The 24,861-nt window shown below is 41.2% G+C and carries 21 protein-coding genes and 1 pseudogene; 5 read left to right on the forward strand and 17 right to left on the reverse strand.

Annotated elements, in window-relative coordinates:
• Window positions 1–170: 170 nt before the first annotated feature.
• From KA717_22815 to KA717_22855, 9 genes are all read right to left on the reverse strand, one after another.
• Complete coding sequence (locus tag KA717_22815; protein UXE58827.1) at window positions 171–3,746, reverse strand: HEAT repeat domain-containing protein; 3,576 nt, start codon at window positions 3,744–3,746, stop codon at window positions 171–173.
• 73 nt (window positions 3,747–3,819) lie between these two features.
• Window positions 3,820–4,395 (reverse strand): Uma2 family endonuclease, encoded by a 576-nt coding sequence (locus tag KA717_22820; GenBank protein ID UXE58828.1) that lies wholly within the window; start codon window positions 4,393–4,395, stop codon window positions 3,820–3,822.
• Between the two features lie 28 nt (window positions 4,396–4,423).
• Entirely contained in the window at window positions 4,424–5,002 is a 579-nt protein-coding gene (locus KA717_22825; protein UXE58829.1) for a Uma2 family endonuclease, read from the reverse strand.
• An 18-nt stretch (window positions 5,003–5,020) separates the two neighbouring features.
• Window positions 5,021–6,112: a chorismate synthase gene (gene aroC / locus KA717_22830; protein UXE58830.1), complete on the reverse strand. Its 1,092-nt coding sequence runs from the start codon at window positions 6,110–6,112 to the stop codon at window positions 5,021–5,023.
• A gap of 122 nt (window positions 6,113–6,234) precedes the next feature.
• The gene (locus KA717_22835; protein ID UXE58831.1) at window positions 6,235–7,227 is read right to left on the reverse strand and encodes a glycosyltransferase family 2 protein; all 993 of its coding nucleotides are present in this window, start codon (window positions 7,225–7,227) and stop codon (window positions 6,235–6,237) included.
• Window positions 7,228–7,233: 6 nt separating this feature from the next.
• On the reverse strand, window positions 7,234–8,583 hold the full coding sequence (gene aroA, locus KA717_22840) for a 3-phosphoshikimate 1-carboxyvinyltransferase (protein UXE58832.1): 1,350 nt from the start codon (window positions 8,581–8,583) through the stop codon (window positions 7,234–7,236).
• 54 nt (window positions 8,584–8,637) lie between these two features.
• The gene (gene hemB, locus KA717_22845) at window positions 8,638–9,630 is read right to left on the reverse strand and encodes a porphobilinogen synthase (GenBank protein UXE58833.1); all 993 of its coding nucleotides are present in this window, start codon (window positions 9,628–9,630) and stop codon (window positions 8,638–8,640) included.
• A gap of 107 nt (window positions 9,631–9,737) precedes the next feature.
• Window positions 9,738–10,031 carry a DUF2973 domain-containing protein gene (locus KA717_22850; protein ID UXE58834.1) on the reverse strand — a complete coding sequence of 98 codons (294 nt, stop codon included), beginning with the start codon at window positions 10,029–10,031 and terminating at the stop codon, window positions 9,738–9,740.
• 100 nt (window positions 10,032–10,131) lie between these two features.
• A complete protein-coding gene (locus KA717_22855; protein ID UXE58835.1) occupies window positions 10,132–10,464 on the reverse strand; it encodes a DUF2605 domain-containing protein in 333 nt (110 codons plus the stop codon).
• Between the two features lie 249 nt (window positions 10,465–10,713).
• Here KA717_22855 and KA717_22860 point away from each other — a divergent pair, with 249 nt between their 5' ends.
• A complete protein-coding gene (locus KA717_22860) occupies window positions 10,714–12,963 on the forward strand; it encodes an AAA family ATPase (GenBank protein UXE58836.1) in 2,250 nt (749 codons plus the stop codon).
• Window positions 12,964–13,089: 126 nt separating this feature from the next.
• Here KA717_22860 and KA717_22865 read toward each other — a convergent pair.
• Window positions 13,090–13,392 (reverse strand): annotated as a pseudogene (locus KA717_22865) (IS4 family transposase).
• A 190-nt stretch (window positions 13,393–13,582) separates the two neighbouring features.
• On the opposite strand from KA717_22865, the gene KA717_22870 reads away from it, so the two are divergent.
• Both KA717_22870 and KA717_22875 read left to right on the forward strand, forming a co-directional pair.
• Complete coding sequence (locus tag KA717_22870; protein ID UXE58837.1) at window positions 13,583–14,002, forward strand: PIN domain-containing protein; 420 nt, start codon at window positions 13,583–13,585, stop codon at window positions 14,000–14,002.
• Window positions 14,003–14,440: 438 nt separating this feature from the next.
• Window positions 14,441–14,641, forward strand: a complete 201-nt coding sequence (locus tag KA717_22875; GenBank protein UXE58838.1) for a DUF2442 domain-containing protein — start codon at window positions 14,441–14,443, stop codon at window positions 14,639–14,641.
• Here KA717_22875 and KA717_22880 read toward each other — a convergent pair.
• Both KA717_22880 and KA717_22885 read right to left on the reverse strand, forming a co-directional pair.
• Window positions 14,638–14,958: an EamA family transporter gene (locus tag KA717_22880; GenBank protein UXE58839.1), complete on the reverse strand. Its 321-nt coding sequence runs from the start codon at window positions 14,956–14,958 to the stop codon at window positions 14,638–14,640. The two genes, KA717_22875 and KA717_22880, sit on opposite strands and share 4 nt — an antisense overlap.
• Window positions 14,959–15,092: 134 nt before the next feature.
• On the reverse strand, window positions 15,093–16,766 hold the full coding sequence (locus KA717_22885; protein UXE58840.1) for an MFS transporter: 1,674 nt from the start codon (window positions 16,764–16,766) through the stop codon (window positions 15,093–15,095).
• Between the two features lie 65 nt (window positions 16,767–16,831).
• Here KA717_22885 and KA717_22890 point away from each other — a divergent pair, with 65 nt between their 5' ends.
• Window positions 16,832–17,821: an ISL3 family transposase gene (locus tag KA717_22890; protein UXE58841.1), complete on the forward strand. Its 990-nt coding sequence runs from the start codon at window positions 16,832–16,834 to the stop codon at window positions 17,819–17,821.
• 359 nt (window positions 17,822–18,180) lie between these two features.
• On the opposite strand, the gene KA717_22895 is transcribed toward KA717_22890, so the two are convergent.
• The 5 genes from KA717_22895 to KA717_22915 form a co-directional block, all read right to left on the reverse strand.
• The gene (locus KA717_22895; protein UXE58842.1) at window positions 18,181–18,321 is read right to left on the reverse strand and encodes a hypothetical protein; all 141 of its coding nucleotides are present in this window, start codon (window positions 18,319–18,321) and stop codon (window positions 18,181–18,183) included.
• Window positions 18,322–18,545: 224 nt separating this feature from the next.
• A complete protein-coding gene (locus tag KA717_22900) occupies window positions 18,546–19,013 on the reverse strand; it encodes a hypothetical protein (GenBank protein UXE58843.1) in 468 nt (155 codons plus the stop codon).
• Window positions 19,014–19,069: 56 nt separating this feature from the next.
• Window positions 19,070–20,218 carry a patatin-like phospholipase family protein gene (locus tag KA717_22905; protein ID UXE58844.1) on the reverse strand — a complete coding sequence of 383 codons (1,149 nt, stop codon included), beginning with the start codon at window positions 20,216–20,218 and terminating at the stop codon, window positions 19,070–19,072.
• Between the two features lie 519 nt (window positions 20,219–20,737).
• Window positions 20,738–22,537 (reverse strand): ABC transporter substrate-binding protein, encoded by a 1,800-nt coding sequence (locus tag KA717_22910; protein UXE58845.1) that lies wholly within the window; start codon window positions 22,535–22,537, stop codon window positions 20,738–20,740.
• A gap of 9 nt (window positions 22,538–22,546) precedes the next feature.
• The gene (locus KA717_22915) at window positions 22,547–22,927 is read right to left on the reverse strand and encodes a hypothetical protein (protein UXE58846.1); all 381 of its coding nucleotides are present in this window, start codon (window positions 22,925–22,927) and stop codon (window positions 22,547–22,549) included.
• Window positions 22,928–23,092: 165 nt separating this feature from the next.
• Here KA717_22915 and KA717_22920 point away from each other — a divergent pair, with 165 nt between their 5' ends.
• Complete coding sequence (locus tag KA717_22920) at window positions 23,093–24,838, forward strand: ABC transporter ATP-binding protein/permease (protein ID UXE58847.1); 1,746 nt, start codon at window positions 23,093–23,095, stop codon at window positions 24,836–24,838.
• Window positions 24,839–24,861: the final 23 nt, after the last annotated feature.

Below are 24,861 nucleotides of genomic sequence, written 5' to 3' on the forward strand. Positions count from 1 at the left end.
CTGCATCAAAAGCCATTTGATACACTCTTAAATCTTCATGGGTTTTGATTTTCTGGCCGTTTTCCATCGTAGTCAGACATTTTTTAGAAATATAACCCCCATTTTACAAAAATTCCCCCCAGTCCCCCAGTCTCCCCGTCCCCCAGTCCCCCAGTCCCCCAATCTCCCCCTCACCCCGTCCCCCACTCCTTCAATTTCTCTTGGGCAAATTCTCGCAATTGTTCATCGGAATCATTAAGCGCGACCTGATTTAAAATCTCTAAGGTTTTAGGATTGTCGCTGAAGTTTTCGAGTAAGCCTAGTAGGGCATCTCCACGAGGATTATCGTCAAAATCATATTCACGTCTAATAAACCCGACCTGATTTAAAATCTCTAAGGCTTCATCAGGATTGTCGCCGAAGTTTTCGAGTAAGGCTTCTAGGGCAGTTTGACTAGGATTATCTTGGAAATAATATTTACGTTTAAAGGGATCATTGAGGGCAATATTGGCTAAAAATTCAAACAATTCTGGGTCTTCTTGCCAGTTTTGAATGATCGCCTGTACCGCCACTTGTCGAACCCGTTTCTCTTCATCTTGTAGAGCGCGGTTTTTAAGGAAAGGCAAGGTATCAGGGTCTTCTTTCCATCCTTCGCTGATCGCAGTTATCGCCGTTCGTCGAACATAATAATCTTCATCCAGTAAAGCGCGGTCTTTAAGCAAAGGCAAAGTATCAGGGTCTTCTTTCCATCCTTGAGTGATCGCATATACCGCCAATTGTCGAACAGTACCATCTTTATCCAATAGAGCGAGATATTTAAACCAATGCAAGGTATCAGGGTCTTCTTTCCATCCTTCGGCGATCGCATTTACCGCCGCTTGTCGAACATATTCACTTTCATCCAGTAGAGCGCGGTCTTTAAGCAAAGGCAAAGTATCAGGGTCTTCTTTCCAATTTTGGGTGATCGCATTGATCGCCACTTGTCGAACATATTTACTTTCATCCAGTAGAGCGCGGTCTTTAAACCAATGCAAGGTATTAGGGTCTTCTTTCCAATTTTGGGTGATCGCATTTACCGCCGCTTGTCGAACATATTCACTTTCATCCAGTAGAGCGCGGTCTTTAAACCAATGCAAGGTATCAGGGTCTTCTTTCCAATTTTGGGTGATCGCCCTTACCGCCGCTCGTCGAACATCCTCATTTTTATCCAGTAGAGCGCGGTCTTTAAGGAAAGGCAAAGTATCAGGGTCTTCTTTCCATCCTTGAGTGATCGCATATACAGCCAATTGTCGAACAGAGTGAAACTGATCCTGTACAGCGCGGTCTTTAAGCCAAGGCAAGGTATCAGGGTCTTCTTTCCAATTTTGAGCGATCGCCCTCACTGCTGCTACCCGAACAGAGTGAAACTGATCCAGTAGAGCGCGTTCTTTAAGCCAAGGTAAGGTATTAGGAACTTCTTTCCAATTTGTGGTAATTAAAGACATCAAAGGGTCTGCTAAATCAAAATTAAACCAAGGTTCAGACTCTTGTTCAATTTCGTGTTTTAATATTTTTAATATTTTCTCTGAAATTGTAGCGATCAAGTTCTTATTTCTAACCTCTGCAAAACAATTGGTTGCTAAAATAAAATTACCCAGTCCTTCTCTTTTTACGTGTCCATTTCCATCTAAAAACTCGCTTCGATCAATTTCTTGCTTCAAAAGAAAATCAATAATGTCCGCCACAAACTTCGGCTCAGTCATTCCACAAATTAACCGCAAAACCTCATGCCAACTTTCATCCTGCCAATGCTTGCCAAAAACATCATTAATCAAACCCTCAATCTTTAACGTTTGTGTTTCCTTGAACTGCCAAACAAACTCCCAAGCACAAAAATATTCTAAAAAAGTGCGATGCACAAAACCATAGGAATCTGCCCCCAAATAACACAAAATAAAATTACGATTCCGTAGTTCTTCAATCATTACACGAGCGATCATTCTCGGTTCTCCTCGCTCAATAATCTCTCTCAAAGATTCAGTCAGAATATTTTCTAAATCGGTCTTACTGATCAGATTTCCTGAAGTATCTTTTTTGTTGGACTGCATAAAACAGGCAACTTTTCTTAACATTTTTTGCTTATGATCTAATTCTATTGAAATTTTCCAATCTTTAAACTTAGGATTTTCTAAAAGCTTAACTTCAACATCCCATTGATAAAGTAAAACTTCTGATGCTTTTTCATAAAGTGTAGAGCGACTTCTGGGTAACTCTTGTTTACGGTTCAAAATCGCCATCATCGTCAATAACAACGGATTCCTCGCCAACTCTCGAATCGCCTTAGAATCCTGAATAGCCTTAATTAACCGTTCCTTTTTCCGTAACTTATCCGCCTCATCCGTAAACGTGAGATTATGCCAACGCTCAAGAAAATCTTCAATTTGCTCAATCTCCAAATCCTGCAACATAAAATGCTTAAACCCAGCATCGCGCAAGGGTTGCGCTTTATACCCCAAACGCCGAGACGTTACGATAATCTGCACGTTCTTAAACCGATTACTAAAACGGTGAATATCCTTCCGCACCTCATCCCGCAAAGCAGGATCAAACACTTCATCAATACCATCAAATAGAGCAATCCCCTGACCTGCATTTAACTTGTCAAAAACGGTCTGCTGATTCAAGTGACAAGTAATATTTCCACCATGCAAAAACGAAAGAAAATCAAAAGGTTTCCCTCCTTGTTTCGCCGCCTGCTTATCCCGTCCATAAAATCGTAACTCAATCAACAACGGGATTGGAAATAAAGACAAATCACGGGTCGGACGTTGCGCCCAACTCAGTGCCAAATATTGCAACAAACTAGATTTTCCTGAACCAGGATCGCCCAAAATCACCGCATACTGGACAGGCTTAGATAACGATTTCGATTCCTCTGTAGGATCGCCCAAAAGTTCCCACACCAAACGTATCGGCTGATTAATATAGGCATGGTGGCGTTTGTCTCGTTCTTCATCTGTTAACTGGCTTTTTTCTAACTGTCCCTCCTTCACTAATCTCTGTTCAATTTCCTTTGGAATTTCTGGCGGCAATAACTCCTGACATTCCCGTACATTTTGGGCAATAAAAATTTTCCAGAGTTTTAACTCATTGTAATAAACTCCCGTCGTATCCAAAGACTCTAACTTCAGATTGCCATACTGTTCTCGCAATCCTTCCGCATACCGTCCCAAATCAAAATCAGGCGAGATTCCCACCAATTCCTGGATACCTTCAGCTTGTTTCGCCTGGAGTTGAACATCATAAATCGGGCGCAACTTTTCAGACTTAGCAATAATTTGTTTAACACCTCGGATATAAAGTTTTCCGATCAACTCCCAATCAAAATCTTCTGGCAAAAAAGGCAAATTCATCTCTTGCCAAGTTTTCGCTAAAAAAGATGTATCTAAACTCTTACAATTCGCTTCAAAAGCATTACCTAAAATGGCCGCAACTTTTGGCTGTTCAATAAATTTCTGGATCGGCTCAAGATATTGCTTAATCTGACCTTCCTGATAATCAGCATTTTTCAATTCCTGCTGAAATAACTGTAAAAATGCTTCTAATGCCGTCAAATAGGCTTCCTTTTGAACATCTTTCTCAGGCAAGCGAAACACATTTTTCAGACAATCTTTGAAAAAATCCTTAGCGTAATCCTTGGCTGAATCTTCCACTAAACTCTTTAAAACTGGCCAGAAAACGTTTCCTGCGGCCTTTGCCCCTTCCCAAATTAGTATATATTCTATCATTACTTGTTCCTCCTTTGATTAATTTAATAGGCTGGTGGATTTGGAAACCAAACCCCTACCTTTTGATCGGATTTTATTGCCAAAGCCAAGCAATATTGAGCACAAAATTAGGTAAAACATTTTCGCCAAATAATTCCCTAGGACGGAAAAGAATTTCAACGGGATAACCTAAACGATAAATTTCTACCTGTTGATCCTGGGGATTCAAAAGCCAAGCCAGTTGCACACCATTAGCCTGATATTCTTGCATTTTAGCCTGAGCAAGACTGAGATTATCGCTAGGAGAAAGCAATTCCAAGACAAAATCAGGACAAAGGGGTGGAAATTTGCGTTTTTGTTCAGAGGTAAGGCCATCCCAACGTTCTTTTTTTAGCCAAGAAAGATCAGGAGAGCGATCGCCACCCTTGGGTAAACGAAAGCAGGTAGAAGAGTCAAAAACAATCCCTAATTTAGATTGACGATTCCAAATGATAAAATCAGCAATCAGTTCAGCATTTTTACGACCCGTTTCTCCACCCGTCGGCGGCATAATAATTAATTCTCCTTGGCCACTGCGTTCAATTTTCAGATCAGGATTTTGTTGACATAACGTAAAAAATTGATTTTCACTAAGCGCGATCGCCGGTTCCAGTTTAAGGGTAGTATTCATAGTTTGCAAACAGTAGAAATTATTGACACTATAGCCAGAACCAAGCTAGATTCAGCACAAAATTAGGTAAAACATTTTCGCCAGATAATTCCCTAGGACGGAAAAGAATTTCAACAGGACAACCTAATCGATAAATTTTTACCTGTTGATCCTGGGGATTCAAAAGCCAAGCTAGTTGCACACCATTAGCCTGATATTCCTGCATTTTAGCTTGAGTAAAACTCAGATTATCGCTAGGAGAAAGCAATTCTAAGACAAAATCAGGACAAAGGGGCGGAAATTTACGCTGTTGTTCAGGAGTCAGACTATCCCAACGTTCTTTTTTTAGCCAAGAAAGATCAGGAGAGCGATCGCCGCCCTTGGGTAAACGGAAGCAGGTAGAAGAGTCAAAGACCACACCAAGATTATCGGTTTCATTCCACATTACCAATCGGGCAATTAAAGTGGCATTTTTACGACCCGCTTCTCCACCCGTCGGCGGCATAATAATTAATTCTCCTTGGCCACTGCGTTCAATTTTCAGATCAGGATTTTGTTGACATAACGTAAAAAATTGATTTTCACTAAGCGCGATCGCCGGTTCCAGTTTGAGAATCGTAGTGTTCATGAGAGTTTTATGTAGCAGCTAAGTTAAAGTCTTGCATTGTCCTTGAAAACGCAAAAGATGATCGCACAATACTAAAGCCACCATTGCTTCCACCATTGGCACAGCACGGGGTAAAACACAGGGATCATGCCGGCCTTTAGCCGCTAAAGTGGTTTCTTCGCCAGCCTTACTGACGGTATTTTGTTCCTTGCCAATCGTGGCAGTGGGTTTGAAAGCGGTACGGATAATAATATTTTCGCCATTACTGATGCCGCCCTGTATCCCACCAGAACGATTTGTCCGAGTGCGAAGATTGCCGCTTTCATCTAAATAAAATTCATCATTATGTTCACTTCCCGTTAATAAGGTTCCAGCAAAACCCGATCCAATTTCAAAGCCTTTACTAGCCGGTAAAGACATTACTGCCTTGGCTAATTCTGCCTCTAATTTATCAAAAACTGGTTCCCCTAAACCCCTTGGTACATTGCGAGCTACACATTCAACGACACCACCAATCGAATCTTTTTGCCGACGAATTTGATCAATTAAATAAATCATTTTTTCGGCACATTCTCCATCGGGACAACGCACAATATTACTTTCCACTGCGGCTAAGGTAACGGTTTCAGGATTCACGATCGCCGCTAGATTTTGAATGCGTTGAACGTAACCAATAATTTCAACCCCGGCCACCTGTTGCAGGATTTTCTTGGCGATCGCCCCTGCGGCCACCCGACCAATCGTTTCCCTGGCTGAAGAACGTCCCCCCCCCTGCCAATTGCGAATTCCATATTTAGCATCGTAGGTGGCATCCGCATGGGAAGGCCGATATTTGACCGCCATTTCGTCGTAGTCCTGGGAACGGGCATCTTTATTTCTCACCAGGATGGCGATCGGGGTTCCAGTGGTTTGACCGTCAAAAACACCTGATAAAATCTCGCAGATATCACTTTCTTGTCGGGGTGTGGTAATTTTGCTCTGACCTGGACGACGACGATCTAATTCAAATTGAATTTCTGCTTCTGAAATTGCTAAACGAGGCGGGCAACCATCAATAATTACCCCTACTCCGCCCCCATGCGATTCGCCAAAGGTGGTAACTCGAAATAAATGTCCAAAGGTGTTGCCCATAAGTCTTTTCTATTGTCTGATAGGCCTTTTATTGTACCCTAATCAGTCGGGACTCTTGAATATTTCTCCTTTTTGAGGAGTAAAAGGTGAGAACAGGAAAATCCTTATTTTTCTACCCCTAACTACAGATTAGAAAAAATCTCTGGAGAGTTTGCTTTTCGATGCGTCTTCTCAAAACCGGCAACTTCAGCCAAGGTATATAATGGTCTTCCCTTCACCTCTTCATAGATACGGCCAATATATTCCCCCAAAATGCCAATACAAACCAGTTGCACCGACCCCAAAAATAAAATAGCAATTATAATGGTAGCTAATCCTGTTACAGGAGAATGGGGCTGATATAAACGCCAATAAAGCACTAAACAAGCCATGAGTAGGGCTAAAAGGGCTGATAACAAACCCAGGTAGGTAGAAAGTCGAAGAGGCACTTTAGAAAAGGAAACCAAACTATTGATGGCCAAGGTAAAGGATTTACGAAAAGTATATTTAACTTCTCCAGCAAAACGGGGATCGCGCTCAAATTTAATGGCTGTTTGCCGAAATCCGACCCAGGAACGCAGTCCTCGAATATAACGATTTTGTTCAGGCATCGCATTCAGTAAATCGACGACTTGCCGATCCATTAAACAAAAGTCGCCCGTATCGGTAGGGATATTAACATCCGCTAATTGTTGTAATAAACGATAGAAAATATAGGCCGTTAAACGTTTAAACCAACCTTCTTTTTTGCGTTTTGTACGTTGGGCATAAACGACTTGATAACCCTGTTGCCATTGTTCAATTAACTCTGGAATTAACTCTGGTGGATCTTGCAGATCGGCATCTAGAATAATCACCGCTTTGCCCCGCGCAAAATTTAAACCGGCGGTGACGGCAATTTGATGGCCAAAGTTACGGGCTAAACTCAAATAGCAAATGCGTTCATCCTGCTGCTGAAGTTCTCGAATCAGGAACAGGGAGCGATCGCGGCTACCATCATTCACAAAGATCAATTCACTCGCGCCGGGTAAGGTCTCCACAACCTCCATCACTCGACGATAGAGTTCAGAAATATTATCCTCTTCGTTATAAATTGGGATGATCAGGGAATAGCTAGGACAATTTTCTTGATTCACAGATGACTAACTCGCTGTAACTTGGCAAACCTGCTCTAGGGTGGCGATAAAACTGGGGTAGGAAATACTGGCCGCTTCGGCTCGATGGATCTGGGTAGTTCCTTTGGCTCCTAGGGCCGCGATCGCCAAACTCATGGCAATGCGATGATCGGTATAACTATCCACTTCAGCCCCAATCAAGCCATTACCACCTGTAATTTCTAGCCCATCAGCAAATTCTGTAATTTTGGCCCCCATTTTGCCCAATTCCGTGGCCATTACTGTCAGGCGATCGCTTTCTTTAACCCGTAATTCGGCCGCATCTTGAATACGAGTGGTTCCCTGGGCAAAGGCCGCCGCCACAGCCAAAATGGGAATTTCATCAATTAAACGGGGAATAATCTCACCGCCAAAGGTACAACCCTTCAAGGGACTGGATTTTACCCGCAAATCGGCCACCGGTTCTCCCGTCACTAGGCGTTGATTTTCGAGGCGAATATCGGCTCCCATTTGTTCTAAAACTTCTAACACACCAGTGCGGGTGGGATTAATGCCCACATTCTCAATCACTAACTCGGAATCGGGAATAATAGCGGCGGCCACTAACCAAAAGGCGGCTGAACTTATGTCACCTGGCACAATCACCGCTTGTCCGCTTAACTGGGCTGGCCCTGTGACGGTGACGCTGTGGGTTTCTGGATCAATGCTCAGTTCTGCCCCAAAGGCTTGCAACATCCGTTCACTGTGATCACGCGATAAAGCTGGTTCCGATACAGTTGTCTGGCCTGTGGTCGCTAATCCGGCTAAGAGAATACAGGATTTGACCTGGGCTGAGGCGATCGGGGAGATATAGTGAATGGGTTTCAGGGCTTGCCCTTGAATGGCGAGGGGAGCCAGGGAATTGTGTTTCCGTCCCCAAATTTGCGATCCCATCTGTTGTAGCGGTTTAATTACACGGGACATGGGCCGCGATCGCAGAGAATCATCCCCCGTCACGGTAAACAAGCGATCCTGATGGGCTGCCAATAAACCTAACATCAAGCGCATCGTTGTCCCCGAATTGCCCGCGTTGAGAATATCAAGGGGTTCCTGTAAATTTCCCAGCCCAATCCCCTTGACGGTTACTTTTTCGCTATTTAATTCGGAAATCTCGGCTCCCAAAGCCTGAAAACAATGGGCCGTACTGCGAGGATCTTCCCCTAATAACAGACCCTCAATCACCGTCTCTCCCGCAGCGATCGCCCCTAACATCAAGGCACGGTGGGAAATAGATTTATCGCCTGGAATGCGAATCCTTCCCCGTAGCGACAGCGTATTGACTGGATTCAGGCTTAGGGTTTGATGGGCGGCAATTTGATCAACCGAGATAAGAGACATGGAAAGGACTCAAAAATACAATCACTTCCCCTATTATCCCTAAAAGCGTCTTGATTAAATCGACCCTTCCTGTAACCAACGGGCCGCGTCTTTAGCATGATAGGTGAGAATTAAATCGGCTCCCGCTCGTTTAAAACTGGTGAGAGTTTCTAGGGTGACTCGTTTTTCGTCAATCCAATCATTGAGGGCGGCCGCTTTAATCATGGAATATTCCCCTGACACATTGTAAGCAGCGACTGGTAAATTGGTGATTTCTTTGACACGCCAGATAATGTCCATATAGGATAATGCCGGTTTGACCATTAACATATCGGCTCCTTCGAGAATGTCTAACTCTACTTCCTTGAGGGCTTCTCGACCATTACCTGGATCCATTTGATAGGTACGGCGATCGCCGAATTGAGGAGAAGATTCTGCCGCATCTCGAAAAGGGCCATAGTAAGCCGAGGCATATTTAGCGGCATAGGAAAGGATCGGAATCTCTGTAAAACCGGCTTCATCCAAAGCTTCTCGAATCGCTTGCACAAAACCATCCATCATTCCCGATGGGGCAATAATATCAGCTCCAGCCCTGGCCTGAGCAACGGCCGTTTTTTGGAGTAATTCGAGGGTCGGATCATTCAACACTCGTCCCGTTAAATCCCCTGTTTGCAAATAGCCACAATGGCCGTGACTGGTATATTCACATAAACAGGTATCGTTAATAATGATTAATTCGGGAACTACCTTTTTGACCGCCATCGTAGCCTGCTGAACAATCCCACAATCATGCCAGGCATCTGTCGCGTCCATATCCTTAACTTCTGGAATCCCAAAAAGAATAATGGCTGGAATCCCTAAATCATAAACTTCCTTCGCTTCCTCAACGATTTTATCCACCGACAACTGATAAACCCCTGGCATTGATTTAACTTCTTTCGCCACCCGTTCTCCTGGTACCGCAAAAAGCGGATAGATCAGATCACTGGCGGTTAAAATCGTTTCCCGTACCATGCGGCGTAGGGGGTCAGTTTGGCGGAGGCGGCGAGGACGAGTAATCGGAAACATAATCTTTAAGGATATTCAGATCGGGTCACTAAACCCACCAGTCTAAAGCGATCGCCGATAATTATGCCGACTTACTTCATGTTTTGTAACGATTCATGTTCAAGATGTTAAGTCTCTTCCTCCAGATCCCGTAGTTTGCTAGGAGAGGAATGGTAAAGAGCATCGAGTTGTTGCCGAGCATCTTCCACATTCACGGAACGCATTACCAGTAGTGGTTCATTGATGGGATTACCGTTATCATCAAACAATTCAGGATGGTAACTCTGTTGGCGTAAACTGGCAGGCGAAGCTCGAAAAGGGCGTTGGCTGCCCAAACTCACCGTAATCAGACTGCGTATTAGGTTGCTAACGGCTAAAAAAGCAATAATTGTAAAAGCAAGAATATAAAGTAGTTGTAGCACTAGCTTTCCTCCATCGGGTGTAGTTACTGTTAAATCAGTAGAAACAAGACTATTAAAATGTTTGATGAAATCTAAGTCCTTATTTATAGCTTAACAAGGTTTAGGGCAGTGGATGATTTTGTTGCTTGCTGGCCCTGAGGCGCAAAGAAACTTGCCAACATTCCATTACCAGTTGATGCCAGGGCATTAAGGCCTTCATCTCGATACCGACCTGTTGTCCCATGGTCTGAAAGAGGATTTGGGCAGAAGTCACTTCCTTTTGTTGTTCGATCACCCGATCTAGCAAGTTTTTTTGTTCTTGCTCTGAAAGAAAGGGAATGGCTTCGGATTCTAATAAAGTTCTAGCACGGGTAAACCAATATTGAAAGTCTTCTAAAAGCGGCTCTAGAAGGGTTTTCATGAGTTCCTGTTCACGCAGATTGGCGGGGGTCATCTCGGTAAGCCTAGAGGTTATCTGAGTTTTATTGTAATCTTTCTTTACAAATCTTTATCTCATTGGAGAAATAACCAATTTGGGTTTTGCCGAACCCCTGATCGTTGATGTCACACTATTCAAGGTTCAAAGCGACCTATCACCTTACTTCCTGCGAACGATCCTTGGTATGGTCCTTCTTGCGATTCTGGGCATTGGTGTTATTCTAAGTAACATCTCTCTAGATTAATGATTTAGCCAGCTAATCCCATGCAAGATCTGACCAAGATAACCTATCAGCCTCCGGTTCCAGGGCAAACAATGTCGCCTTCGATGATTGAGGCTGACTCCTCAGAAGCAGGTATCCAGAACGTGATTGGTATTTTGCGTCGGAGATGGCTAGTCCTATCGTTGGTCAGCTTGAGTGTTTTCACCTTTCAGCTATCCAAAGCTCTCAAAGCTCCACCGGTGTACGAAGCACAGTTTCAGCTTTTAATACAACGTCCTGAACAAGATATCACCAATCCGTTAGAAGGAGCCGCTATTCTAGGTCAAGGACGTGGATCAGATGACGATTACTATAATACTCAGATGACTATTCTGCTCGGGAATAAATTACTGAATCCTGTTCTGCAAAAAATATATCAGAAATACCCTGATTTCAATAAACACACATTTGGCTATGATGAATTCTTGCGGCAACTTTCTATTTCCCGTCCTGAAAAAGGACAAATCTTAACCGTTAGGTATATTGACAGCGATCCTCAAAGAGTTGAATTTGTTTTACAAAGCCTTGCCAAAGCCTTCCTAGATTATACGAAAGAAGATCAGGATTTAAAAACCCAAGAAAAATTGAAATTCGTCAATCAACAAATTCCTCTATTGCAAAGACAGGTTATCACTCTACAGGATCGACTACTTCGCTTAAAAGAAAAATATGAATTCTATAATCCCGAAGAGCAAGGTCAATTTTATGGAAATGACTTAAATATCACGAGCCAGAAAAAACGAGAAGTTACTCTCCAAATTCAACAAATAGAAAGTATTATTAATATACTGGAAATAAAATTAAATACGACCGAGAATAAAGCTCTTGCCCTTGACACTCTTGCTCAATCTCCCCAATATCTTCAGCTTATTAGCAAACTGAATGAAATCAATCTAGAGTTGGCTAAACAATCAAACCGATTAACAGATGATAACGTGGTTGTTCAGCAACTCAAAGCAGACAGAGAGAGTATCCTGCGCTTGCTTGATCAATATTCTTCCTCTCTGCCTAAATCGGTTCAAGATAATATTTCTAAACCCGATCTATTAACTACGGCTCCGAATGCTGTTCGTACTAGTTTGACGGCAAAATTACTGGATGCAAAGATTCAATTAAAGGAACTACAAGCCCAGCAGCAATACTTAATTCTGACGGAGGCTAATGCTCGTAATAATCTTAAAAAATTTACCCATATTGTCAATCGTTATCTTAATATTGAGCGACAACTTCAGCTCTCGGCGGAAAGTTTGAACCGTCTATCTGCCTCAAAACAGGCCCTAGAAGTTGAAAGTGCTAAACGTTTTGTTCCTTGGCGACTCGTCTCTGTTATTGAACCGCCAGAATCACCCAAAAATAATTTACCGAAGGATATTCTACAGGCTATCTTGATGGGATTATTGGCTGGGGGAGCGGTCGCAATGTTGGTAGAAAATTTAGATAGAACTTACCATAATCCTGAAGATCTGGCTAGAGACTTTGATAAAACCTTGTTGGGGGTAATTCCTTTTGAAGGTAAACTTAAGGCGATCACGCAAAAAAGCAAGGTTAAAAATGATAAAACTAATTTTTTAGAGGCTTTTTCCATCCTCTATTCTAATCTATTTTTTCTGGGTCAAAAGCAGACCTGTCGTAGTTTTATTATTACTTCAGCCACTTCTGGAGATGGCAAGTCAACTGTCTCATTCTTCCTGGCGCTGGCAGCAGCAAAATTAGGACAGCGTGTTCTCCTCATTGATGGCGATCGCTATTTTCCTCAAGGCAAGATCTGGAAACAGTTGGCAGAATCTTTTAATGCAGATTTAGATTTTCCCGAAGTACAATCAGAAGATTCAAGGCTACAGCAATATAATTTTGAAGTCTTGGCTAATAACTTGCTTTATTTCAAGACCAAAGATGACGCAATGGAACCCAAACAGTTAATGTCATCGACCAGCTTATTTACCTTAATCCAACAATGGCAAGCCAGCTTTGATATCATTCTCATTGATACGCCACCAATCTTAGGGATATCGGACGCTAAACTGATTGCCAGTAAAACGGATGGCGTTCTTTTAGTGGTAAGACTTGAGCAAACTATTAAAGATAGTATTCGTTTAGCCCTGCATGAGTTGAATTTAGGGAATTTAAACCTATTAGGTCTGGTTGCCAATGGAGCCAAGCGGTATGGTAGTGGCTACTATTACAATTATTATTATTACAGGAATCGCTATTACAGTCCTAAAAAGAGACTCAAACAGATGGAAGAAAGCTAGGTATAGTGAGGTTTCACAAGCCGATTGCTCTCTCTGGGAATTGGGGTAATAGATTTATTTTATATCGTTTAAGGGCGAACGCAATTCGCCCCCTACATAAGATTCTTTGGGGATCGTAGGGTGTACCTAAGTACAGGACAAAAAATGTAGGGAGTCGAGAAAAAGAGAAAAATTGGGTAGAGAAGGATTAAGAACAAGATGACTAAGATGGTCAAAACCAAGACGAAAAAGACTCTGCGCTCGGCGACCATGTTTCTTGAGGGGAATGGGATGAAGATGATGAATTGCTAGACCGGTTTTGAGAGACCAAGCCAAAGTCAGTAAAGCCAAAAGCTTGCGAAGACGCTTGGGGTCAGTAAAGTGAGTAGATTCCAAGCAAAAGCCCCGAGTCTTAAAGATGCCAAAAAGGGTTTCAACCCATATTCCGTACTGATTAAGAGGAAGTAAAAAATAAACCTTGCTGTAAAATTTTCGTTGATTACATCTGACGCGAGATCGAAAGCCCTATCGTACCGTTTCACAGGATAATCTATCAACGAATTATTTACAGGTAGAAAGACTTTGCTCGCAATGCTGAACACTATATGTACGGCGCACCCAAAGAAGAAGATTACCAAGAATGAAAAAGATTTTTTTGGATACTTTTTATCTTCAAGCCTTAGCCGATTACCAAGATAATGCCCATCAAAAAGCGTTGGAAATGACAAATGCTTTAGGTGGGTTTCTTTCGGTGACAAGTGAAATAGTCTTAACGAAATTACTCAATGCTCTATGCGGAAGAGGTGAGTATTTTCGTCAAGCGGGGCTGAGTATTGTGGATGGTTTACAACAAAATAAAAGCGTTGTAATTGTTCCCCAAACACCTCAATTATTTGCCGAAGCCTTAGCTTTTTATCGTCAAAGAAAAGATAAAAGTTATAGCTTGACCGATTGTGCTTCTATGTTGATTATGAGACAGCAAAATATCAGAGATGTCTTGACATTTGATCGTCATTTTCAACAGGAATGTTTTAATGCTTTATTGAGGGATGATTCTTAATCTAGTATTTTAAGAAAATGGGATTATTAATTACTCAGACTTTTAAACTCAACAATTAACTCTAAATCTTGTAATGCCTAAGATGTCCAATTTATTTGTGCCATTGTTTAAAGTTTTGCTTTGCGTCCTGATGAGAAATCACGTCATTCGCTTCGACCTGCTTTAAACCTTACTCAATCTTATGAAGAAAATAAAGATGTTCCATAATATCTTCAATGCTAATATCTTGAGGCATTTCCTGAACTGATTGAAGAACTTTTTCCTTAAAACTAATTGTTGTCATAATCAAAATACTCCTTAAATACTCCTTTTAACGTCAAATCAAGTAGAACAGGCTCATGGATAAAGTATAACTAATTTTTTACAATTCGTTCTAAAAATGAAATTGTGATGAACCCCTACGTCAAGAAAGTTAAACCCATCGAAAATTATTGTTTAATGCTTTGGTTTGATAACGAAGAACAAAAAATATTTGATCTAAAACCCTACCTCAACAAAGGCATATTTAGTCAATTAAAAAATGTTTCTTTATGTACTTCAGCACCAGTCGTTGCAGGTTCCGTTGAATGGCCAAACGGCCTTGACCTCAGTTACGATACACTTTATCTAGAAAGCATAACCATTAAAAAACCTGATTAAGTGTTCAGTAAAGCGATCGCAACCAAAGCAAGGAATAGTCCGATATATTGAACAGAAGTCAAAGTTTCATGGAAATAAAAGATACCAACAAAAACAGTCCCCATGACAATCATTAAATTAACCAAAGAACCGGCAATGCCTAAATTAACTTTTTGATTAAGCAAGCCAAAAAATAGGTAAGTGAACGGTGATAAAATACAGACAATGGCCATACTTTTCCAATCCCCCGTTTTACCCCAATTAGCACTAAGAGAGTCGCAAAGCGTAAAAAAAGCTCCACAGAAGATCACTAATAGCCAAATTAAAAATGATTGCATAAGTCTCCCCTCGATATACAGCAAATGACGAAAACAGATCCCCTCTCAACAAATAATGAAGTTCAGACAAATTTAAAGCCGCTTTAAAACCGCGATCGCCTATTTCAACAGACAGTCAATGATTGACAAAAACTTTAATCTGAAGATTGTGTATTATTGAGATACCGTTCCTGTAATTGTAAACGAATGGTTCCATGTACCTCTCTCGTAATCGGATAAAAATAGGCCAGCACTAAACCAATAATTAAAAAAGCAGCCGGTAAAGGGGCGATCGCAAAACGAATGGCAAATAAAGCCGAGGGAGGCTGAATTGGAATTGGTTGGCCCGGAATGCGAGGCATAAATCCAGCCGCTTCTAAGGTAATACCCACTAGAAACAAGCCTAGAGCTAAACCAATTTTCTGTAATAAAACCATAAACGCATAGAAAATTCCTTCCCGTCGTTTGCCCGTTGTTAACTCATCTAGATCGACCACATCAGGAATCATCGACCAGGGAATGAGATAGGCCACAGAAACCCCAAAGCCAGTTAAAATAGCCAGTCCATACATTAAGCTAACTTGACCTGGCTGCAATAACCAAAGCCCCACTTCCGCTCCAATCCAAATCACCATACCCAGTAAATAAACAATTTTTTTATCCAAGCGTTGACAAACCCATTGCCAAAAAAAGAGCATTATTAGGGCCGTTCCCTGTACAGCTAAAGCAACCGTGCCGGATTGTTGTTCTGGGAGTTTCATCCAACTCACTACGTAATAGACCAAAATAGAAGCCGTTAATTGCACCGCTAACCAGGAGCAAAGATAGATGCCAATTACGAATAAAAAAGGGCGATTACTAAAGACAATCTTGAGTTGTTGTAGGTAGGATAAATTGCTAACCTCATCCTGACTTTTCTGTTCGCTAGGATTACTCATTAAGTGGGGTTCGACAATGGTATCCATCAAGGTAAAACCAAAAGTTCCAAGCATTAAGCCCAACAAAACTTCAAAAAAGACGAGATAATCGATCCCGCCTTTGCCTCCGAACCAAGTCGCACTGAAAGGTAAGGCTCGGAGAATGCCTAAACTAATTAAGGTAATACCAACAATTTCTAAAAATCTGCCTAGACTACGTTTTTGACGAATTGAGAGAATCGGCGATCGCCCCCGTTCCTGAAGTCGCAGAGAACACCACAATAGAGCCACTAAAGCAAGACTACAACACATTAATCCCAATTGCCAAAATTGTTCTTTCGGTCGGTTGGGAAGAGCCGCCGCAATTAAAATATAGAGAATGAGAGAGAGAATACTGCCCCCAATCGAAAAGGCAAAACGAAAACTATTCAGTCCCGTTCTCTCATTATAATTTTGAGTTAATTCGGGGGTTAAAGCCGTATAGGGAAGATTAACGGCGGTATAGAAAAGGTTAAAAACAATGCCGATCGCCACATAATAGCCAAAAAGTCCCCATTGATTGACTGTTACCTCTTCGCTAAAGTGGGGAATTGTCCATTGCAAACCATAAAAAAGAATGAAGGGAATAATCCCCCCTAAAATCCAAGGTAAACGTCTGCCCCAAATACTCCGGGTGCGATCGCTGAGTACGCCAATAAAGGGATCGTTAATAGCATCAAAAATTTTACCGATCATCAACACACTACCCGCTAATCCGGCGGGCAAACCGGCCACATCGGTTAAAAAGAAGAGAAGATAAAAGACTAAGATATTAGCTGTAATCGCTGGGCCAAAATCTCCGGCTCCATAGGCTAATTTAGTCGTTAGACGCAGCTTTTCAGGTGCTAAATTGTCGGAATTTAAAGTAGTCATTTTAGGCTCTTCTGGATTGACGTTGAAAAATGTATAATAAGATACCCTATATGAGGATGGCATCAATGTTATTTTTTCTAGAAAATCTGGTAGATTTGCCAAAGGTAAAAATAAGAAATGTTATTCAAGAAGGAACAGAGGCTTTTTTGATACTGAGTTGTCAAGAGGAAGAAGTCAAATGTAATTACTGTGGAGGATTAACCGATGAATTACATCAGACCAACAATCTACTCATAAGGGATTTGCCCATTTCTGGTCAAACGGTGTACCTACAAGTCCCTCGTCGTAAGTTTTATTGTAAAAAATGTCAAAGGTTTTTTACAGAAAATCTAGAATTTATGGAAGCACGTAGAAAATATACAGTGCGGTATGAAGAATATGTGTATAATCGAGTAAATGTGAGCAGTGTGGAACAAGTAAGCCGAGAAGAAGCCCTATCTTGGGATAAAGTTCATGGAATTTATCAACGTCAATGTGAAAAGAAAAAAAAAGATTGGCAAGGGATAAAAAAAGTAGGAATAGATGAAATATCGAAACGAAAAGGTCATAAGAATTTTGTAACAGTGGTAGGAGACCTAGAAAAAGGAGAATTAATAGAAGTAATTGATAGTCATCAACAAGATGAAATAATTGAAGCCCTGATGGAGAAACCATTAGAGGTAAGAGAAGCTGTCGAGGAAGTGAGTGTGGATATGTGGGGAGGATTTCCAAAAGTAATAGAAAAAGTGTTTCCTAATGCGGTAATTGTGACGGATAGATTTCAGGTAATGAAAGCGGTGAATGAAGAATTAAATAAAATCCGTAAACAGACAAGCTTTACTCTAAAAATTAAGGGAGAAAAGTGGCTATTATTAAAAAATAAAAAAGACCTGACAGAGGAGGAATTACAAAAACTAGAATTGGTGTTAAAGCAATCAAATCGTTTACGAAAAGCCTATGAGTATAAAGAATCATTTCGAGAGATATATGAAAAAGTAAAGGACAAGGAGGAAGGACGTTTAAAATTCACAGAATGGCAAGAGAATGCTAAAAGCATTTATACAGAATGTAATTAGCACAATTCGGAGTCATTTAGACTCTATTTGTAATTACTTTTTAAGTCGAACAACGAATGGGGCGATGGAAGGAATTAATAATCGTCAGAAGCTAATTAAGCGTCAAGCTTATGGATTTGTTAACTTTGATAATATGCGAAGTCGCTTTTTAGCTTGCTTTTCGTGATAAGTTTTGATTATAACTCTTTATTCAGGAGAGCCTCATTTTAGAAAATAAACCTATACTAAAGGAAGCTGGAATTAGCTAGGGACAGTTTTAGCCAATAAAATCAACAAATAATAGAAAAGGTCAGAAGTCTTAATCCTCAAAAATGGTTAACTCCTGACCCTTTATTCACATTGAAACTTTTAGAGCAATTTTAGCCAATGACATAGGCAACTTTAAGGGCCCAAATAATCAGAGCTACAATGCTACCGAGAACGAGGATTGAAGAGATAAAGACCAACTTCGGTTTATCTGCCCCGTCAAATTTCATGATGCCACGATTCAGATCCGACATGAAAACGTCTCTCCTGGTTCCATTCAGGTTAAATTGGGGCTATCGAAGCCAGAACCCCCTTCAGTTTACTGCGAACCGCAAAATTCAACCTTAATTTCTCCGTAAATTTTTTTAACGGATATTGTCAAAGTTTGCAGAAAAGCAAGCATATTTTACGAGTTTATTGGGTCGTAGCCTAGTTTTATCTCGAATGTCGCGATCGCTCAAAAGTTAGTTCAATTAAATTACAAGCAGCCCACGACAGAGGCCCTATAGGTTTGACCGATCGCCGGCAAGCCATTGACAAAAATATTGACCTGAAAAGGATTATCTTCCGGTCGCGGTGTTGCTTCAATCGTTAATGGCTGGTCGGGTTCCAATCGCTTGCCATTTTGGTTAAAAAATTCCTCGGCAGTTTGGTCGCTGTACTTAAGAAACATCCGAATGTCAAAGGTTCCTCCATTTTCAGCAACAATGGTCGCCACAAAACGGCTAAATTTCCTGCCGCCAGGCACAGCCCAATCGGTATTCCAATTATTGCGCTTAATTTTAATCCCAAAGGGGCCGGGAAGCGTTGGTCCAGAAACCGTCTTAGTGACTTCGCTTCCTTGACCCCCCACGAGGGAAAGCGGAGTGCAAGTTTCAGCGTGGGTTGGTAGTTGGACACTGAACAAAAGAGCGGATATTCCCACTAAGACAGCACGATTAACCATTAAGTTTTTCCTCAATTTTTTTGATAACAATTGATAATAGTATTCCCAAGAATATACTAACCAATTCCCAGTTGCTTGAGTCGGGTTTCGAGGAATTGTTTTCCTTGTTTTTCTCCATCTTCAATCAGCCGACGAATATTTTCAGAGGAACGATCAAGTTTACTTTCGTAGTTCAGACTTTTAGCTAAATCCTCAGACATTTCGATCATAGGAATATGATAGTCTTTATCCAGATCTTCCGAAAAAGATTTAGGGATTTTAAAGGGTTCAGTAAGATCAAGCTCTGCTAAAAATTCCTCTTTAAAGGCTCCTCTTAAAAACAAGTCATTCAGAAATTCAATTTGATCCAGACTTTGAAATAAGGAGACATTACCTTCAAGTTCATTACGGCGATCAGCAATATCATCGGATGCCACTGGAATCTGCTCAGTGGTCGTTGGATTAATCTTGATGACCCAAAGTTCATTAGGAATATTTTCCACTCCGACAAAATCACGCCGGATCAGAGAACGAATGGGGGGATTGTCAGAAAATAATCCATCCCAGTAGGCCAGGTCTTCAATCGTTACAGACGGAAAAATGTTAGGAACACAGGCAGAAGCGAGGAGATGTTCGATTCTAATAGCTTCATTACGGGAGTTGAATTTACTCAATTTTCCAGTGAGGATGTTACAAGCCCCCAACACTAAAATAGGGGAATTGGGTTGAGCACCCCATTGGGCTAAGTCTGAGAAATCAACATGGGTCTTCAGCAATTCGTTGAGGTCGGTAAAACGTTGCCGTAAACCTTGGGTCGCCATGGAAAACCAAGTTTTTACTAGAGGGGAAGAAGGACTGAGATTATATTGGGGAATAATCCCTTTACTCGCTAATTCCAAAGATTTAATAACAAAATCATTGAATAGTTTTTCTTGATAGCTTTGGGCTGTGTTATCTTCCCAAAAATCTAGTAGTCGCTTCCATACTGGAGTGTCACCTTTTTTCAGTGCATACCAAATCAACAGGGCACAAATTGCACCGCCTGAAGAACCACTCAAGCTGACAATATGGAAATGATCTTGAATGTGATTCTCAAAAAGTGCTTTCATTACACCAGCAGTGAAGGCCGTTTGGCTGCCTCCTCCCTGACAAGCGATCGCCACTTTGGGTTTCATAACTCTGATTTTCTCCACAGGTAACGGTAAGAAAGACATTCCAAGACCCATAATAGCCCTTTTTCCAAATTATCAAACAAGTTGGAGTATTTATTTGTGGACTACTTGATAATGAGCTTTAAGTTTTACCTATTTTTTTAAATCTTGCCATAAAGTTTTCTTAACCTTGATCCAGGATGATCTAGATAACGTTTAAGGCACGGCGATCGCTTTTTTTTCAGGAAAGATGCCTTTACAATAAACCTTTCATGGGTACGCGAGAAGGAAGTTAACGGCTAGTGCAGAGCCTAGTCCCATACTATTGAGCACGATTCCGAGACAAATCACAAATGGAGTTACATTCAGGTAATTAATCGTTATTATTAAATATTATTAAATATATAAGTTGATAAAAATTATTAAATATATAAGTTGATAAAAAATACTACATAATAAAAAAATCCCCGTCAATTAGGAAAAAATCCGAAAAAGTCAGGCTTTAGTTAGATCCAAATTCGTACCAACGCAAAGTACACAACTATCGTACCATCAAACAATTTAGGTGTCATATACTTTTGTAAAAGTATGCAATTAGCTACTTGAGGATGATCGCGAACCACTATTATTCTGATTAGGTTTTTGATCGCATATTTTCAACTGTTCTAAATTCCAAAAAGCTCCCCCTAAGGCTGAAAATTGAATGCCACAAAAACGATTACGAACCGCAGAAAGAGCATAGGGGTTAACTAAATAAATAAAGGGTAAATATTCTTGGACTAAAACTTGAGCTTGATCGTAGATTTTGCGACGCTCATCAAACTGAAGAATCTGGGAACCCTGAAGATAAAGAGCGGCGATTTGCTTTTCCCAATCGGAGATAACTCGTCCTTGAATAGGTTGGGTTCCAGGCTGAGGTTCCTGATTAAACATATGTAAATTACCATCAACGTACCAAACATTCGGCGCGTGGGGATCATTTCCTCCTGTTAACCCTAAAATAATGGCATCCCAGTCCAAACTATTACTCATTTTGTCAACTAAAACATTAAAACTGATGGGACTAAAATCCACTTTGATGCCAATTTTACCTAAGTCTTCCTGAATCTGCGTTCCCATTGCTTCTCGAATTTTATTACCGGCATTCGTATTCAAGACAAATTGGACAAGATTGCCATTGGAATCTAATAATTCATTTTTAGCATTATATTGAAAACCAGCTTGCGATAAAAGTTTTTTGGCCTTTTCAGGATCGTAGTTATAACCTTTAAGATTTTTATTATAAAAGGGAGATTGGACAGAAACTTGAGAATTTTGTTTTGACCCTAACCCACGATAAATATTATTAATCATCTGATCGCGGTCAATGCCATAGGCGATCGCTTGCCGAAAATTGAGATTATTAAACCATTTTGATTTAATCGGATCGACTAGGGGTTTACCTTTGCGCTGACCCTGATTCAAGTTAAAACTCAAAAAACTAGTGCCATAGGCAGGCCCACCATTATAAATGGTAAAATTGCCCCGTTCTTCCTCTTTTTTAAGCAAAGAAAAATATTCAGGAGAAATCCCTACGGAATCAAGACTACCTGAACGGAATTGTAACAAAGAGGTATCGGTTGACTCCACGATCGCCCACACCACTTCAGGAATATGGGGTAAAGCATTGCCTTGATTATCTTTTTTCCAATAATAGGGATTTTTTTCAAAAATAAGACGTTGACTGGTCACATAACTTTTAAGTTTATAAGCTCCATTGACAATCAAATCCTGGGGCGGTGTATCGGTTCCCCAGACAGTCAAAAAGATGGGGTTGCCATTTTTATCTTTTTTCTCAATGGTTTCCCGTAAAACATGGGCTGGTAAAATGGGGAGTTCCGCCGCATCTAAAAAGGGGGCAAAGGGTTCAGTAATTTGAAATTGAATACGACGATCATCTAACTTTTGAATCTTAGGAAAAGCTTTACTTTGGCCAATCCGTAAACTGTCACGGTAATTATTAGGAATCTTGGGATTTAAGTACAGGTTATTATAGCTAAAAATCACATCTTCGCTCGTTAGTGGCTGACCGTCTGACCACTTTAAACCATCTCTAAGCGTAAAGACGATAGTTTTATTATCCTCAGAAATTGTCCAGGATTCGGCTAAAGTTGGTTCCTTTTTGCCCGTAATCGGATTCTCGGTAATTAAGCCTTCATAGGTTAAACCAAAAATATTGGGAGATTCTGCCGATAAAACCGCATTAAAGGTTTTGGGATCACTTAAAACGGAAAAAACAACTTGCTCCTTTACAATCGGGGTGGAACAACTAACGAACAGCATTAAACTTAAGCCGAGACTCAAAACAAGTCCAGCAAACTTTATAATTCTTTTAGATAACATTTTTATTTTCATAATCAATTTTTAAGACAGAGAGTCTTGTCTGCCCATGGCATAAATTCCCCCACTCATGGCCACAATTAACCCCATACTTATGCCCCAGTTATGGCCCAGCATCCATTCTACTAACCAATTACAAATTCCTCCTAGCACTAAAAAAGGAATAATGCTAAACAGTGAGGCATAAAAAAGATTTTGGGATTCTCTGGCCGAACGGGTTCTTTCAAATTCGGCTTCAGAAGGATACAGCGATCGCTCGGCAAAATTAAACCAGCGTTGCAACTGTTCAATCAACCAGTTCTTAACGGTAACAGAGGCTAAATATAATCCCAAAGACCAGAGACAACTACTGGTAAGCATTACAGTATCGATGGTAATGGTGAAGGGAATCCAGTCAGTCAGCATAGGTCAAGGAGGAAAAGGACTGTCAGCATCTTAACAAACTCAATGACGCTAACACCAAGATTTCCTGTACTTTAAAACAAAGGGAAAAGAACCGCGATCGCCGCTTCTCTCTGGAATAATTAACCTCCATTGACTATGATCGATTTATTCTGATCATGTGATCTAATGGGCAATTCTCGCTTTCGTATCCTACTGAACTATCTTGCGCCCCACTGGAAGCTAATCACCGGCGGTATTATCGCGCTGTTGATCGTCAACGCCCTGGGAGTTTATATTCCTCTTTTGATCCGCGACAGTATTGATGACCTGCATTCCACCCTCAGCTTTGAGCAAGTGGTTCGCTATGCCCTCTGGATGTTGGTGTTGGCCTCCTTAATGTGGGTTACCCGGATGCTTTCCAGGACTACCATCTTCGGAGTCGGACGACAAGTAGAATATGATCTCAAGCAGCGTATTTTTCAGCATCTTTTAACCCTTGAACCGGCCTACTTTGCGGTGAACACCTCTGGGGATTTAATGAGCCGAGCCACCAGTGATGTGGATAATGTGCGTCGTTTGGTTGGTTTTGCTGTTCTTAGCTTGATTAATACTTTTTTTGCCTATGTGTTAACCCTGCCAGCGATGTTGGCTATTCATATTCCCCTCAGTTTGATGGCGATCGCAATTTATCCTTTCATGTTATTGAGTGTACAGTTATTCAGCCAAAAATTACGGGATCAGCAGTTAGCCGTTCAGGAACAACTCGCCGATCTAAGTGAATTACTGCAAGAAGATATTAGCGGCATTAGTTTGATCAAAATCTATGCCCAGGAAGAAAACGAACGCAATGCTTTTCGAGAGAAAAACCACCAACTCCTTAAGGCCAATTTAAAGTTAGCAAAAACACGCAATTTACTCTTTCCCATTGTGGAAGGATTGGCCTATGTTAGCCTGCTTTTACTATTAGCCTTTGGCACGACAGCGATTCAAAAAGGAGAAATTACCATTGGAGACTTTATTGCCCTACTCATTCTCGTAGAACGTTTAGTCTTTCCGACGACTTTACTAGGCTTTACCATCACTGCCTATCAACGGGGAGAAGTCAGTATTGATCGTATTGAAGCCATTTTTCAGGCTATTCCAAAGATTAAAAATGTACCTCGCCCTATTGCTCTCAAAGGTCAACCACTGAGTGGGAAAATTACCGCAGCCAACCTGACCTATTCCTATCCTAATACTAAAACACCAGCCCTAAAAAATCTGGACTTTACCATTTATCCAGGGGAAATGGTCGCTATTGTGGGCCCCATCGGCTGTGGCAAATCCACTCTGGCCAATGCCTTAACCCGTCTTTTAAACATAGAGTCAGGACAACTTTTCCTCGATGGCTTGGACATTACCCAACTAGAGCTAACGGATTTACGCACCGCGATCGCCTACGTTCCCCAGGACAGCTTTTTGTTTAGTACAACAATTGCCAATAATATTCGCTATGGTCAACCCCTAGAGAGTCAAGAATTAGTAGAAATGGCAGCCCAACAAGCCTATATAGATGCCGAGATTCGCTACTTTCCCCAACAATATCAAACTCTGGTGGGAGAACGGGGTATTACCCTTTCCGGTGGTCAACGGCAACGGACTGCCTTAGCCAGGGCCTTGATTCTGGATGCCCCCGTCTTAATTCTTGATGATGCTCTTTCCAGTGTAGATAATCAAACCGCCACGCAAATTCTGCGACAGTTATCCCAGAAACGCCACCAAACCGTTATTTTTATTTCCCATCAATTATCCGCCGCCGCCCAAGCGGATCGTATTTTAGTGATGGAGCAGGGTACAATTGTGCAAAATGGAACCCATGAAGAACTGCTACAGCGATCGGGCTTGTATCAAACCCTTTGGCAACAGCATCAACTAGAAAAAGTCTTGCAATAATTATGATGAGGAATCAAGATAAA

The organism is Woronichinia naegeliana WA131 (assembly GCA_025370055.1).
Taxonomy (GTDB): Bacteria; Cyanobacteriota; Cyanobacteriia; order Cyanobacteriales; family Microcystaceae; genus Woronichinia; species Woronichinia naegeliana.

What these genes read in the sequence shown, in the direction of transcription:
- KA717_22815 (UXE58827.1), bottom strand. Translation starts at nt 3,746, where the DNA reads ATGATAGAATATATACTAATTTGGGAAGGGGCAAAGGCCGCAGGAAAC.
- KA717_22820 (UXE58828.1), bottom strand. Translation starts at nt 4,395, where the DNA reads ATGAATACTACCCTTAAACTGGAACCGGCGATCGCGCTTAGTGAAAAT.
- KA717_22825 (UXE58829.1), bottom strand. Translation starts at nt 5,002, where the DNA reads ATGAACACTACGATTCTCAAACTGGAACCGGCGATCGCGCTTAGTGAA.
- aroC (UXE58830.1), bottom strand. Translation starts at nt 6,112, where the DNA reads ATGGGCAACACCTTTGGACATTTATTTCGAGTTACCACCTTTGGCGAA.
- aroA (UXE58832.1), bottom strand. Translation starts at nt 8,583, where the DNA reads ATGTCTCTTATCTCGGTTGATCAAATTGCCGCCCATCAAACCCTAAGC.
- hemB (UXE58833.1), bottom strand. Translation starts at nt 9,630, where the DNA reads ATGTTTCCGATTACTCGTCCTCGCCGCCTCCGCCAAACTGACCCCCTA.
- KA717_22855 (UXE58835.1), bottom strand. Translation starts at nt 10,464, where the DNA reads ATGACCCCCGCCAATCTGCGTGAACAGGAACTCATGAAAACCCTTCTA.
- KA717_22860 (UXE58836.1), top strand. Translation starts at nt 10,714, where the DNA reads ATGCAAGATCTGACCAAGATAACCTATCAGCCTCCGGTTCCAGGGCAA.
- KA717_22870 (UXE58837.1), top strand. Translation starts at nt 13,583, where the DNA reads ATGAAAAAGATTTTTTTGGATACTTTTTATCTTCAAGCCTTAGCCGAT.
- KA717_22875 (UXE58838.1), top strand. Translation starts at nt 14,441, where the DNA reads ATGCTTTGGTTTGATAACGAAGAACAAAAAATATTTGATCTAAAACCC.
- KA717_22880 (UXE58839.1), bottom strand. Translation starts at nt 14,958, where the DNA reads ATGCAATCATTTTTAATTTGGCTATTAGTGATCTTCTGTGGAGCTTTT.
- KA717_22885 (UXE58840.1), bottom strand. Translation starts at nt 16,766, where the DNA reads ATGACTACTTTAAATTCCGACAATTTAGCACCTGAAAAGCTGCGTCTA.
- KA717_22890 (UXE58841.1), top strand. Translation starts at nt 16,832, where the DNA reads ATGTTATTTTTTCTAGAAAATCTGGTAGATTTGCCAAAGGTAAAAATA.
- KA717_22895 (UXE58842.1), bottom strand. Translation starts at nt 18,321, where the DNA reads ATGTCGGATCTGAATCGTGGCATCATGAAATTTGACGGGGCAGATAAA.
- KA717_22900 (UXE58843.1), bottom strand. Translation starts at nt 19,013, where the DNA reads ATGGTTAATCGTGCTGTCTTAGTGGGAATATCCGCTCTTTTGTTCAGT.
- KA717_22905 (UXE58844.1), bottom strand. Translation starts at nt 20,218, where the DNA reads ATGGGTCTTGGAATGTCTTTCTTACCGTTACCTGTGGAGAAAATCAGA.
- KA717_22910 (UXE58845.1), bottom strand. Translation starts at nt 22,537, where the DNA reads ATGAAAATAAAAATGTTATCTAAAAGAATTATAAAGTTTGCTGGACTT.
- KA717_22915 (UXE58846.1), bottom strand. Translation starts at nt 22,927, where the DNA reads ATGCTGACTGACTGGATTCCCTTCACCATTACCATCGATACTGTAATG.
- KA717_22920 (UXE58847.1), top strand. Translation starts at nt 23,093, where the DNA reads ATGGGCAATTCTCGCTTTCGTATCCTACTGAACTATCTTGCGCCCCAC.